This window comes from Tardiphaga sp. P4_G1 (assembly GCF_056401215.1).
Genome location: NZ_JBFUJU010000001.1, coordinates 31,303 through 44,029, shown reverse-complemented (window position 1 = coordinate 44,029; position 12,727 = coordinate 31,303). Strand labels below are relative to the sequence as shown.

At 61.5% G+C, this 12,727-nt stretch carries 10 protein-coding genes; all 10 read left to right on the top strand.

The window, feature by feature from the left end; all coding sequences use genetic code 11:
- Positions 1-282 precede the first annotated feature (282 nt).
- Positions 283-1,452, top strand: a complete 1,170-nt coding sequence (lptF, locus tag AC1DUY_RS00210) for an LPS export ABC transporter permease LptF (protein WP_068731073.1) — start codon at positions 283-285, stop codon at positions 1,450-1,452.
- The gene (lptG, locus tag AC1DUY_RS00205) at positions 1,449-2,546 is read left to right on the top strand and encodes an LPS export ABC transporter permease LptG (protein ID WP_231080480.1); all 1,098 of its coding nucleotides are present in this window, start codon (positions 1,449-1,451) and stop codon (positions 2,544-2,546) included. Before lptF ends, lptG begins: the two co-directional genes overlap by 4 nt.
- Positions 2,547-2,596: 50 nt before the next feature.
- Positions 2,597-5,047 (top strand): LPS-assembly protein LptD, encoded by a 2,451-nt coding sequence (locus tag AC1DUY_RS00200; protein ID WP_478111535.1) that lies wholly within the window; start codon positions 2,597-2,599, stop codon positions 5,045-5,047.
- Positions 5,048-5,141: 94 nt separating this feature from the next.
- Entirely contained in the window at positions 5,142-6,071 is a 930-nt protein-coding gene (locus tag AC1DUY_RS00195) for a SurA N-terminal domain-containing protein (protein WP_414717154.1), read from the top strand.
- 42 nt (positions 6,072-6,113) lie between these two features.
- Positions 6,114-7,118 (top strand): 4-hydroxythreonine-4-phosphate dehydrogenase PdxA, encoded by a 1,005-nt coding sequence (gene pdxA / locus AC1DUY_RS00190; RefSeq protein WP_478111533.1) that lies wholly within the window; start codon positions 6,114-6,116, stop codon positions 7,116-7,118.
- On the top strand, positions 7,115-7,987 hold the full coding sequence (gene rsmA, locus AC1DUY_RS00185; RefSeq protein ID WP_478111531.1) for a 16S rRNA (adenine(1518)-N(6)/adenine(1519)-N(6))-dimethyltransferase RsmA: 873 nt from the start codon (positions 7,115-7,117) through the stop codon (positions 7,985-7,987). The genes pdxA and rsmA overlap by 4 nt, the downstream gene beginning before the upstream one ends.
- Positions 7,988-8,233: 246 nt before the next feature.
- Complete coding sequence (locus tag AC1DUY_RS00180) at positions 8,234-9,547, top strand: HdeD family acid-resistance protein (RefSeq protein WP_478111529.1); 1,314 nt, start codon at positions 8,234-8,236, stop codon at positions 9,545-9,547.
- Between the two features lie 106 nt (positions 9,548-9,653).
- Positions 9,654-10,712, top strand: a complete 1,059-nt coding sequence (locus AC1DUY_RS00175; protein ID WP_478111527.1) for an alcohol dehydrogenase — start codon at positions 9,654-9,656, stop codon at positions 10,710-10,712.
- Positions 10,713-10,793: 81 nt separating this feature from the next.
- On the top strand, positions 10,794-12,173 hold the full coding sequence (locus AC1DUY_RS00170; protein ID WP_120292551.1) for a caspase family protein: 1,380 nt from the start codon (positions 10,794-10,796) through the stop codon (positions 12,171-12,173).
- Positions 12,174-12,202: 29 nt separating this feature from the next.
- Positions 12,203-12,700, top strand: a complete 498-nt coding sequence (locus tag AC1DUY_RS00165; RefSeq protein WP_478111524.1) for a hypothetical protein — start codon at positions 12,203-12,205, stop codon at positions 12,698-12,700.
- Positions 12,701-12,727: the final 27 nt, after the last annotated feature.

Below are 12,727 nucleotides of genomic sequence, written 5' to 3'. Positions count from 1 at the left end.
GGCCTTAGGCGACGGTCTTGCCAACGAATAGGCCCCACCGACGGATACGCCTCCTCGTCGCCACGCGGGTTGCGAAGCATTTCAGTGGCCCAAGGGACACATCAGGCACATAATTAACCATATCTTGAGCGAGCCATCCCCCGGCCATTTTGTTGACCAATCAAAGGGATGCTAAGTGAGATGATGGGCTTGTGAGGATCGCGGCATGTCCTTTTGGGGGTCCCCTTGCGGGATTGGGCATGCGGGCGGCTTTAATGGCCGGAATGGGGATTGATCGGACCGATGGGGTCTATCGACAGGTATATTTTCCGCACGACGCTGGCGTCGTTTGCGGTGGTTCTGGTCAGCCTGACGGGTGTGATCTGGATCACGCAAGCGTTGCGCGGAATCGACCTGATGACGAGCCAGGGTCAGACCATTCTGACCTTCCTCGGCGTCACCAGCCTGGCGATTCCCGTTCTCGTTCTGATCATTGCTCCAATCGCCCTGATGATCGCGGTGTCCCACACCCTGACCAAGCTCGCGACCGACTCCGAAATCATCGTGATGAATGCCGCCGGCCTGTCGCCGCGACGGCTGTTTCGTCCCTTCCTGTTCGCGACAATGGTCGTATCGTTGCTCGTGGCTTTCATTGGCTCATATCTGGCACCGGATGGTATGCGCCGGCTGAAGCGCTGGGACGCCGAGATCACGGCCGATGTTCTGGCGAATATCCTGCAGCCAGGCCGCTTCGCACAGCTCGACCAGAACCTGACTATCCGCGTCCGGGAGCGTCAGCCCGGCGGATTACTGGTTGGCATCTTCGTGGATGATCGCCGCGACCCGAAGGAGCGCGTCACCATTATCGCGGACCATGGCACGGTGCTGAAGAACAAGGATGGCTCGTTCCTGATCCTGGAAGACGGCAATCTGCAGCGTTTCGAGACAGGCAAGACCGACCCCGCCATGGTAGCGTTCGGCCGCTACGCTTTCGATATGTCGAAGTTCTCCAATCGCAGCCAGGACGTCACCTACGGAATTCGTGAACGATATCTCTGGGAATTGATGGTGCCGCCCGTGGATGACCCGCTTTACAAGCAGGTGCCGCGGCAGTTCAGCGCCGAGATGCACGACCGCCTGATGGCGCCGATCTATCCGCTTGCCTTTGCCGCCTTGACCTTTGCATTCCTTGGCTCACCACGGACGACGCGGCAGAGCCGCAACTTCTCGATGGGCAGCGCAATTGCCGCGGTGTTCGGCCTGCGCATGGCGGGCTTTGCCTGTTCCGTCGTGGCAGCGAAATCGGACTTCGCCGCACCGCTTCAATATGCCCTGCTGGCGACAGCGATCGGCGTCAGCTTCTGGATCATCTCAGCCGGGATTGTCGTGGAGCCGCCGGCGAAGCTGGTGGAAGCAATCAACAGATCCAACGAGCGGTTGTTGCGCCTCTTCCGACGGCCGGCCGCCGCATGAGCATGATCACCAACACCATTGGCAGGTATTTCGCCGGTCGCTTCCTGGTGGCGGCCTTGGGCGTGTTCACCAGTATCTTCATGCTGTTGGTGCTGGTCGACTACATCGAGATGGTCAGGCGCACCTCCGGGTTGGCCTCGGCCTCCGCTCTGATGGTGGCGCAGACATCGCTGTACCGGGTACCCCAGTTGCTCGAGAAGATGATGCCGTTTTGCATCCTGATCGGCGCCATGACTTGTTATCTCGCGCTATCGCGGCGGCTCGAACTGGTGGTCGCCCGCGCCGCCGGCGTTTCGGCCTGGCAGTTTATTTCCCCTGCACTGGCCAGCGCCCTCGTCCTGGGCGTGCTGGCGACTGTGGGCTACAATCCCCTGTCGGCCAACCTGCGCGAGGAATCGAAGCGGATGGAGGCCCAGATGTTCGGCGATGCGCCGGGCGGCGGCGTCCAGGACGCCTCCGGCTTCTGGATCAACCAGGTCAACCGCGAGGGCCAATCCATCATCAATGCCGCCCGCAGCGAGCAGCAAGGCGTCCGCCTGACCGGCCTGACCGTGTTCCGGTTCGACACCGAATCCCAATTCAAGGAACGGATCGAAGCTCGCGAGGCATCGCTGGAGCCCGGCCGCTGGTTGTTCAAAGGGGTGCGACGCTACACCCTCGATTCGCCCGTGGTCGAGCAGGACAGCATGTACCTGGCCACGACCCTGACCCCGCTGCAGGTCAGAAACAGTTTTTCGACCCCCGAAACAGTGTCATTTTGGCAACTTCCTTCGTATATCAAATCCTCAGAGAGTTCGGGTTTCGCGACGGCGGGGTATCGCTTGCAGTATCATAAGCTTATCGCACAGCCGTTTTTGCTGGTTGCGATGGTGATGCTGGCTGCTTCCGTGAGCCTGAGGTTCTTTCGGATGGGCGGTGTCCAGAAGATGGTTTTGAGTGGCGTGGGCGCAGGCTTTCTGCTCTACGTCCTGTCGAAAGTTACGGAAGATTTGAGCAAGGCTGAGTTGATGCATCCGATTGCTGCGGCGTGGCTGCCTGTGTGTGTGGGCGGCCTCACCGGCTTTTTGGCCTTGTTGTACCAGGAGGACGGATAGTGGCTGTGTTTGCCGCCCTCCGTGAGCAGGCATTTGATTGGAAGCTGCGCATGACCACGCGCGGTGACCGGTTTTGCACGTCTGGCGTACTGGCCCCGGTGCTCGCAACCGTTTTGGGTCTCTCGACTGGCTTTGGCGTCGCGACGACAACGCCGGCGGCTGCCCAGAGTTTCACCTACAATCGCCCCGCCACCCGGCCTAAGCCGCCGCCTGCCGCCCAGACCGGGCAGATGCTGGTGCAGGCCACCGAGGTCAATTACGACTATAACAACTCGCGCGTCGCCGCAGTCGGCAGCGTGCAGATGTATTACAACGGTACGTCCGTCGAAGCCGACAAGGTCATCTACGACCAGAAGACCAAGCGCCTGCACGCCGAAGGCAATGTCCGCATGACGGACGCCGACGGCAAGATCACCTATGCCAACCTGCTCGATCTCAGCGACGACTACCGCGACGGTTTCGTGGATTCGCTGCGTGTCGATACCGCGGATGCGACCCGCATGGCCGCGACGCGCGCCGAGCGCACCGCCGGCAACTACACCGTGTTCCAGAACGGTGTCTACACGGCCTGCGCCGCCTGTAAGGAAGATCCGAAGAAGCCGCCGCTGTGGCAGGTCAAGGGTGCCCGTGTCATCCACGACCAGACCGAAAAGATGATGTATTTCGAGGACGCCCGGATCGAGTTCTTCGGCGTGCCCCTCGCCTATATCCCGTATTTTTCGACGCCCGATCCGACGGTGAAGCGCAAGACCGGCTTCCTGATGCCGATGCCGTCGCAGAACACCAATTACGGTTTCGGTGTCGAAACCCCATTCTATTGGGCGATCGCCCCCGACTACGACGCGACGTTCTCGCCGCGCTACACCAGCAAGCAGGGCTTGTTGGTGCAGGGCGAATTCCGTCAGCGGCTAATGGACGGCGCTTATCAGATCCGCGCCTATGGCATCAACCAGCAGGATCGGAATGCATACGCCAACACGGTCGGCGACAAGGACTGGCGCGGCGGTGTGGAGTCCAAGGGCCAGTTCGCGCTGAACGATAAATGGGTCTGGGGTTGGGATGCGGTCGCACTGAGCGATTACAACTTCCTGCAGGACTACCGGCTATCAATGTACCGGGATCCCTATGCCTCGTTCCTGAATCTGCAAACGGAAGCCGTTTCGCAACTCTATCTGACTGGCGTCGGCAAGCGCAGCTTCTTCGATGCACGCACGATCTATTACCTGAGCTTCTCCGGCAGCCAGAGCCAGGTCCCGGTGATCCACCCGGTGATCGATTACAATAACGTCCTGAACCAGAACATTCTCGGCGGCGAGTTCAGCTACAAGTTCAACATGACCAGCTTGAGCCGTGATCAGGCTTCGTTCACTGCAATCAACAGTAAGATTGATCCACTGACCGGCTTGAGCCCTTGCAATATTCTCTCAGCGGATACGGCCTCACGGACGCCAACCAATTGCCTGATGAACGGCGTTCCTGGCACTTATACCCGTGTGACCGGTGAAGCACAGTGGCGTCGGTCCTACACGGACTCGTTCGGCCAGATCTTCACTCCGTTCGCGATCCTGCGCGTCGATGCGATCGACGCGTCGATCTCGAACCAGCCCGGCGTGTCCAACTTCCTGCCGACCGGCGACACGACCGCGTTGCGGGTAATGCCCACCGTCGGACTCGAATATCGCTATCCGTTCATCAACGTTCAGCCATGGGGTACAACCACCCTCGAGCCGATCGCGCAGGTTATCATTCGTCCGAACGAAACCTATGCCCGTAAGTTGCCGAATGAAGACGCGCAGAGCTTGAATTTCGACGCCAGCAACCTGTTCAGCGTCAACAAGTTCTCCGGCTACGACCGGGTCGAAGGCGGTGGCCGCGCCAATGTGGGCGTGCAGGCTACCACACAGTTCGACCGCGGCGGCTCCGTCAAAGTCCTGTTCGGGCAGTCGTATCAGCTGTTCGGTCTGAACTCGTTCGCCGTGGCCGACGTCATCAATACCGGCGTTGACTCGGGACTGGCCAAGGCACGGTCCGACTATGTCGCCAGCGTCGCCTATTCACCGAACCGCACCTACACCTTCAGCACCCGCGCTCGCATCGACGAGGCAACCGGCAACATCTCGCGCTTTGAGGCGGAGGGTCGCGCCAGCTTCGACCGCTGGTCGATCAGCATGCTCTACGGCAACTATGCGCCGCAGGTTGATCTCGGTTACCTCACTCGCCGCGAAGGCCTTCTCGGTACCGGTTCGATCAAACTGGCATCGAATTGGGTGGTCACCGGTGGTGCGCGCTGGGACCTTGAGGCCAACAAGATTAACCAGTACACGGTCGGCGCTGGCTATGTGGACGATTGTTTCGTGCTCGGCGTCAATTATGTCACGTCCTACAACTACGTGAGTAACCTGAGCACGCCGCCCGTTCTGAGCCATTCTGTCATGTTCCAGATTGGCCTGCGGACAATTGGCAATACCACGTCTGCGAGCGGAACCGGCGGCACTTACTAGTATCGGTCCTTTGTGCCGTGAAATCTCCGTTTTCCGTCGCGATGTATGCGAATTCTGCTTTCAAGAGAGCTTTGACACCGCGGTTTTGACAATGATGGGTACGATGATTTCCGGACGCGTTCTGCGAGCCACTTTGGCGACGGCAGTTACCCTTCTCATTTGCGCGGGATCGCCGGCTCGGGCGCAGTCCGTCGCCGTCATGGTCAATGGCGAGCCCATCACCAATTTCGATATCGAGCAGCGCACCAAGTTGAATGCACTGTCCGGCGCGAAGACGAACAGCCGCCAGGACGTGATCGAGGAGTTGATCAGCGAAAAGGTGAAGATCAAGGAAGGCAAGAAATACAGCGTCGATCCCGGTGCTTCGGAAGTCGATGGTGCATTTCAGAACATGAGCTCGCGCATGCGCCTCACGCCGGATCAGCTGGTGCAGTCACTGGCGTCCAAAGGCATCCGCCCGGACACGCTGAAAAGCCGTTTGAAGGCCGACATGGTCTGGAACGCGATTGTCCGCGGGCGCTTCAAGCAGAGCCTGCAGGTCGGCGAAAAGGAAGTCGATGCAGCTGTCCAGAGCGCCGGTGGCGATGCCATGACCGAAGCGTTCGAATATCAGATGCGACCGGTTGTGCTGGTCGTGCCCCGCGGCGCGGCGTCCGGCATGATGGAAGCGCGGCACAAGGAAGCCGAAGGGCTGCGCGAGCGTATCCAGAGCTGCGAAGACGCCAACCGTACCTTCAAGTCGATGCAGAATGCGACCATCCGCGATACGGTCGTCAAGACCTCTGCCGATCTGCCGCCGTCGCTGCGGGAACTGCTCGACAAGACCCCGATCGGACGTCTCACGCCTCCGGAAGTGACCCGCCAGGGTGTCGAAATGGTCGCCTTGTGCGCGCGCAAGCCAACCAAGGTCGATACACCGAAGAAGCGGGAAGTCCGCGACAAGATGTTTGCCGACAAATTCGAAGCGAAGTCGAAATCCTACCTGCAGGAAGTGCGCAAAGCGGCGATGATCGAATATCGGTAGTTTCCGATCCGGCTTAGGCCGCGACTGGCTTAGGGCGGCACCATGACCAAACCTCTTGCGCTGACATTGGGCGAACCGGCCGGCATCGGCCCGGACATTGCCATCGCTGCCTGGCTGCGTCGGCACGAACTCGACCTGCCCCCGTTCTATCTGCTTGGTGACCGAGACTTCATGGCGGAACGTGCCAGGACGCTCGGCCTCGACGTCAGGCTGGCCGATGTAACGCCCGCCGGTGCCGCTGAGACGTTTGCTGACGCGTTACCGGTGGTGTCGATCGGGCAGACGGTCACCGCGCCTCCCCGTCGTCCTGACGCGTCCAGCGCACCCGCAGCCATTGCCTCGATCCGTCAGGCGGTCGCGGACGTGGAAGCCGGCCATGCCGGCGCCGTCGTGACCAATCCGATCGCCAAGAGTGTGCTCTATCGCGCCGGTTTCACCCATCCAGGTCACACCGAATTTCTCGCCGAGCTTGCCGCCCGCGACGGAAAGGTCCCGCTGCCGGTGATGCTGTTGTGGTCGCCCGAACTGGCCGTGGTGCCGGTCACGATCCATGTCTCGCTGCGCGATGCTATTGCCCAACTGAGCGGCCCGCTGATCACTGCCACCGCACGCATCGTGGTCAACGACATGAAGACCCGTTTCGGCATCAAGCGGCCACGACTGGCAATTGCTGGCCTCAATCCGCATGCCGGAGAAGACGGTTCGATGGGAGATGAGGAGCAGGCGTTCATCATGCACGCGGTCACCGTATTGCAGAACGAAGGCATCGACGCACGCGGGCCTTTGCCCTCCGACACCATGTTCCATCCGGCAGCCCGCGCGACCTATGACTGCGCGATCTGCATGTATCACGACCAAGCCCTGATCCCGATCAAGACCATCGCTTTCGATGATGGCGTCAACGTCACGCTCGGCCTTCCCTTCATCCGAACCTCGCCGGACCACGGCACGGCCTTCGATATTGCCGGCACCGGACGCGCCAATCCGTCGAGCCTGATCGCCGCGCTCAAACTCGCAGCTCGCATGGCCGCGACGCAATCCGCATGAGCGGGATCGACGATCTGCCGCCACTGCGTGACGTCATCAAACGTTTCGATCTGCAGGCACGCAAATCGCTCGGCCAGAATTTTCTGCTCGATCTCAATCTCACCGCACGCATCGCACGCGCCGCCGGCCCGCTGGAAGATTGCACGGTCATCGAGGTTGGCCCCGGTCCCGGCGGCCTCACCCGTGCATTGCTGGCGACGGGCGCCAGGCGCGTCATCGCCGTCGAGCGTGACGAGCGCGCGCTCGGCCCGCTCAAGGAAATCGCCGCGCACTATCCTGGTCGGCTCGAGATCGTCATCGGCGACGCCCAGACCTTCGATCCGCGCCCGATGCTATCAGGCGAGCGCGCCAAGATCGTCGCCAACCTGCCCTATAATATCGGCACGCAGCTCCTGATCGACTGGCTGTGCACCGAGCCGTGGCCGCCCTGGTACGACATGATGGTGCTGATGTTCCAGCGCGAGGTCGCCGAACGCATCGTCGCTATCGAAGATGATGAAGCCTATGGCCGGCTCGGTGTGCTGTCGAACTGGCGCGCCGACACCAAAATCCTGTTCGACATCTCGCCGGCCGCCTTCACGCCGCCCCCGAAGGTGACGTCATCGGTCGTGCGCCTCGTTCCCCGCGCAGAGCCAGAGGCCTGCGAACGACGCCTGCTGGAACAGGTGGCGGCCGCAGCCTTCAACCAACGCCGCAAGATGCTGCGGCAGAGCCTGAAGTCCCTCGGCGTCGATCCGGAGCGGCTCGCCGCAGCTGCCGATGTCGATGTTACCCGGCGTGCCGAGACGGTTCCGGTGTCAGGTTTTGTCGCAATGGCACGCGAATTATCAGAGATCAGAAAGACAAAGAGCATCACGCCGGCGCCCTGATGTCGCGCGCAGGACTGCAGATTGCCGCGCACCTGAAGCAGGCGCAAACGAACGCCACGAACATTGGTAGTCCGTGCGTCAGTCCCTGCATCGCAACGCCGGCGAAGACCGGGCCGATCAGCGCGCCTGCGCCCCACATCAGTCCCATCGTAGCATAGATGCCGACCAGAGCCGGGCTCCTCGCATAAAAACATTAATCATCCGCTGGCTATATCTGGCCCTGGAAACTGGGATCATGGGCAACCGATGATACGACTGCTGCTCCTCCTGCTGGGCGCGGAAGTGGTGCAACGGCGCTGGCGGTTGCTGTTTGCGATCGGCGTGCTGTGGGCCGCCTTGGGGCTCGCTATCGTGATCGACGCGTTCGATGGCAGCACGATCGTGCGACCTCACTATTTCGGCTACCTGCTGCTGCTGGAAGGCATTGTCAGCCTGCTGGCTGCTCTGCTTGCCGTCACACGTCGGCCCTATCAGTTCGCTAAGGCCGTTATCCTGATCGTACCGGCCGTTATCATCATCGCGCAGCCGCGTCATTCCAACCTGTTGATCGCGATGCTGCTGGGCGGCGTGCTGCTGCTCGACGGTAGCGCGCGCATCGTCAGCGCCTGGCTGGTGCGTTTCGAAAATTGGCGGATGGCAATCGGCGCCGGCGTGATTGAACTGGTGCTGGCCGCCACAACGCTGGAGCCATGGCCAACCTGGTACGAGGGCACGATCGGCTTTAACATCGGCGCGCTCCTGATCGTATCGGGAATAAGCACGACGTTGCTGGCTAATCGCTTGCGGCGATTGCCACCGGATGCACCGATCTCGATGCTGGTGGGCGGCGCGTTTCCGACCGCATTGTGGGTGCCCGCCACGCCGGATGATGCCGGCAAGGACGATCTCGTCGTGCATATCTGGACACCCACAGGGCCCGGCCGCAGCGCGCGGCGCCGACCGTTGGTGGACCGCTACATTGCAGCTGTCGATGCCAACGGCATCGTCTCCACCGGACATGCAGCACTTGAACTCGCGCCCAATGTCTATGTCAGCCACTACCCCGCCGTCGAAATCGATCGCGCGCCGGACGAGTTCGGTCGGGTGCTGCGTGCTGGCGTCGAGAACGACCTGCCCGGCCGTTTTCAGCCGAGCTATGCTGAGGAAGCAGCCGGATGGTGCGAGGCAACCGAACATATCCGCTTCACGCGCATCGACCGCGTCCGTGTCCGCCACTTCTGGCGCACCTACCGCGTTGATACGACCTACAACCTCACCAGCCGCAACTGCTCGACCGCCGTGGCACACGCGCTCGATGCGGCGCTCGAAGGCGTACTCGGACGCACCGAGCGACCGTGGCGCGCATTTTTCCGGGCCGCGGTCACGCCCGAATTATGGGTCGCGGGCGTGTTGCGGCAGCGCGCCGAAGCGATGGCCTGGACACCCGGATTGGTCCTCGACTATGCGCAGCTGCTCCAGGTGTTGGTCGAACCCACGCCGGAACAGACCTCCCCGGACTGGTCGCGCCTCAGACGGCTCAGTATCCGCCGAGCAGCACGGGCCCGCACGCGCACGGCATGACCTTCCGCACGTGTGGCGCAAGTGCGAACCCCGTGCTCTTGGGCACCCTTGAACTCGCTCCCATCCTGTGATTGCTAGGGTGCAACGAAGTCTAGGGAAGACAAAAATGGCTCTTATGAAACGCCAGTCTCTGGTGAAATTCGACGCTCCGCTCTGCGAAACCATCGTCGACACACCGAAGCCGCAGGGCAAGGAAGTGCTGGTCCGCATCGAGTGCTGCGGACTCTGTCATTCCGACCTGCACATCCAGGACGGCTATGCGGATCTCGGCGGCGGCAAGAAGCTCGACACCACGCGCGGCATGACGCTTCCCTTCACCCTCGGCCACGAGATCGCCGGCATCGTCGATGAAGTCGGCCCCGATGGCGATCAATCGCTGATTGGCAAAAAGAAGGCCGTCTTCCCGTGGATCGGCTGCGGCAAATGCCGCGACTGCCTGGCAGGCGATGAGAACCTCTGCGCCAAGAACCGCTTCCTCGGCGTGTCGCTCGACGGCGGTTTCGCAACGCATGTCCTCGTGCCGGACGAGAAGTATCTGCTCGATTACGATCCGCTACCGATCAACATGGCGGCGACTCTGATGTGCTCGGGCATCACCGCTTACGGCGCACTCAAACGTCTCGTCGATCGTCCGCGGCAACGCAACCTGCTGCTGGTGGGTCTCGGCGGCGTCGGCATGGCCGGTCTCGCGCTGGCACAGGCGATGTTCAAGCAGCCGATTTCGGTCGCCGACCTCAACCCCGCCGCACGCGAAGCCGCGCTCAAGAACGGCGCCGCCTTCGCCTATGACCCTTCCGAGCCCGATGTCGCCAGGCGCATGGTCAAGGAGAACGATGGCGGCTTCGATGGCGTGGTCGACTTTGCTGGTAATGACAAGTCCATGAACTTTGCGGTGGCCACGGTGGCGCGGGGTGGCAAGATCGTGGTGTCCGGCCTGATGGGCGGCGAGTTCAGCCTGCCCACGGTGCAATGGATCTATAAGCGCATGACCATCGAGGGCTTCATGGTCGGCACGCTTGAGGAAGCCAAAGAGCTGATGGCTCTGGCCCGCGCCGGCAAGCTCAAGCCGACGCCGATGAAGGCGGAGCCGATGGGCGATGCGCAGAAATGGATAGATGAATTGCGCGCCGGCAAGGTCGTCGGCCGGATCATGCTGACCAACTGAATTAGACTGCACTCAGGCTCTGGCCCGGATTGCGCTTCATGCGATCCGGGCTAGGATATGTCCCATTGCAGGATGGGATTCATGGACCATTTCGTCCAACCGGTCAGGTCGCTTGCGCGAATTGCCGCGCTGATAGCCCTGACTTTGCTGCTCTCGGTCAGCGCTGCATTGGCCGAGAAGCGCATTGCGCTTGTGGTCGGCAACTCCGGCTACCAGAACATCACCCGCCTCGATAACCCGAAGAACGACGCGAAGCTGATGGCGGAGACGCTGAGCGGTCTCGGCTTCACGCTGATCGGCGGCACTGCGCAATTGGACCTGGACAAAAGCGCACTTGATCTCGCCGTGCAGAATTTCGGCCGGCAGGTTCAAGGCGCCGACGTTGCTCTATTCTATTACGCAGGTCATGGCGTACAGGTCAGCGGCTCCAATTACCTCGTGCCGGTGAACGCCAATCCGACCCGCGAGGCGGATGTCGATTTCCAGATGGTCGATATCAATCTGGTGCTGCGCCAGATGCAGGGCTCCGGCACGCGGCTCAACATGGTTATCCTGGACGCATGCCGGAACAATCCGTTCGGGTCGCGTGGCCTGCGCGCCTCGGAAGGCGGCCTTGCCCAGATGCGCGCACCGGAAGGCACCCTGATCTCCTATGCGACCCAGCCCGGCAGCGTGGCGCAGGACGGCAGCGATGGTAACAGCCCCTATACCAAGGCATTGGCGAGTACCGTGCGTCAGGCTGGGCTTGATATTTTCCAGACCTTCAATCAGGTCGGCCTTGCCGTGAAGCGCGCCACCGGCGGCTCGCAACAGCCTTGGGTGTCGTCATCGCCGATCGATGGCACATTCTACTTCGTGGCACCAACCGCCACCGTGCCGCTCGTCGTGCCGCAGAAGGCCGTGCAGGAAGCACGCCTGCCCGATGCGCCACGGATCGACTTCGACAAATTGCCGATCACCGATCCAATCAAGCTTACGGAAATCAGCGATCGGCTTTATGAGCTGAATTTCGATCCCGAACCGCTGAACAGCAAGAATGGAATCGCGGTTGCGATCCGCGATTTCCAGGTCAAGGGCGGCATGCCACCAACGGGAGAAGCGACCGAGGGCCTGCTGCAGCGTTTGCGCAGCGCGAGCGACCAGAAACAATGGGGCTCGATCGTCTACGACATCAAGAACAAGAAATGGGGCATGTCGTGGGATCAACCGTCCCGCAAGTCAGCCGTGACCAAGGCACGCGCCCAATGCGGCACGGCTCCCTGCCCGCTCGAACTGTCGTTTTACGGAGCGAATTGCGGTGCATTCGCAGCTCTCGGCGGCAACTGGTCGCTTGTCGCGCGGCCCACGCTTGCACAGGCGCGCGATGCGGCCATCGATCAATGCACCAAAACAGGAAAATCATGTCCGATTGTCGGCGCCATCTGCGCCAACGCCACGATGGGGCCTGACGCGAAATTGTAAGTTCGATCTTTTTTTGAAAGTTATTGAACATGATTTTTCGATCTGGACTTCTGATTGGTTTGGCCATTCTGATATTTCCGGGAGACGCAGCTCTGGCACAGGGCGCAACCGGTGGCAGCCTTGGCAACGACAGCAAGACGCTGTCGGGCTCCTCCCCCGAATCCCGATCGGCGGCGCCTGCCCAACGCGAAAGCTCCGAACGCCGCGCGCCGCGCCGTCAAACCGCGCCGCGTAACCGTGGCGAGGGCGCGGGAGGTGGCGGAAATTTCGACGGCGCCTGGTCGATATCGAGCGTAGGCACCTCCGGCTGTTCCGACACATTCACGGAAAACTTCGTCGTGGCCAACGGAAGGATGATCGGCAAAGACGGCAGCGCCCCGGTCAGTGCCAACGGGACAGTGCGCGGAAGCGGAAACTACAGCGGTATCCGCGTCACCAGCCAGGGTCGCCTCTCCGGCCGTACCGGTTCGGGAGTTTTCCAGCGATCCGATGGATGCTCGGGCCGCTGGGTCGCAAGCAAGCAGTAACCGCCCGTGACAATCCCGCAGATCATC

Bases quoted from the DNA above. Each gene is read 5' to 3' on its own strand.
- rsmA (WP_478111531.1), top strand. From the start codon at position 7,115: ATGAGCGGGATCGACGATCTGCCGCCACTGCGTGACGTCATCAAACGT.
- AC1DUY_RS00175 (WP_478111527.1), top strand. From the start codon at position 9,654: ATGGCTCTTATGAAACGCCAGTCTCTGGTGAAATTCGACGCTCCGCTC.
- AC1DUY_RS00200 (WP_478111535.1), top strand. From the start codon at position 2,597: ATGACCACGCGCGGTGACCGGTTTTGCACGTCTGGCGTACTGGCCCCG.
- AC1DUY_RS00165 (WP_478111524.1), top strand. From the start codon at position 12,203: ATGATTTTTCGATCTGGACTTCTGATTGGTTTGGCCATTCTGATATTT.
- AC1DUY_RS00195 (WP_414717154.1), top strand. From the start codon at position 5,142: ATGGGTACGATGATTTCCGGACGCGTTCTGCGAGCCACTTTGGCGACG.
- AC1DUY_RS00170 (WP_120292551.1), top strand. From the start codon at position 10,794: ATGGACCATTTCGTCCAACCGGTCAGGTCGCTTGCGCGAATTGCCGCG.
- AC1DUY_RS00180 (WP_478111529.1), top strand. From the start codon at position 8,234: ATGATACGACTGCTGCTCCTCCTGCTGGGCGCGGAAGTGGTGCAACGG.
- lptG (WP_231080480.1), top strand. From the start codon at position 1,449: ATGAGCATGATCACCAACACCATTGGCAGGTATTTCGCCGGTCGCTTC.
- lptF (WP_068731073.1), top strand. From the start codon at position 283: ATGGGGTCTATCGACAGGTATATTTTCCGCACGACGCTGGCGTCGTTT.
- pdxA (WP_478111533.1), top strand. From the start codon at position 6,114: ATGACCAAACCTCTTGCGCTGACATTGGGCGAACCGGCCGGCATCGGC.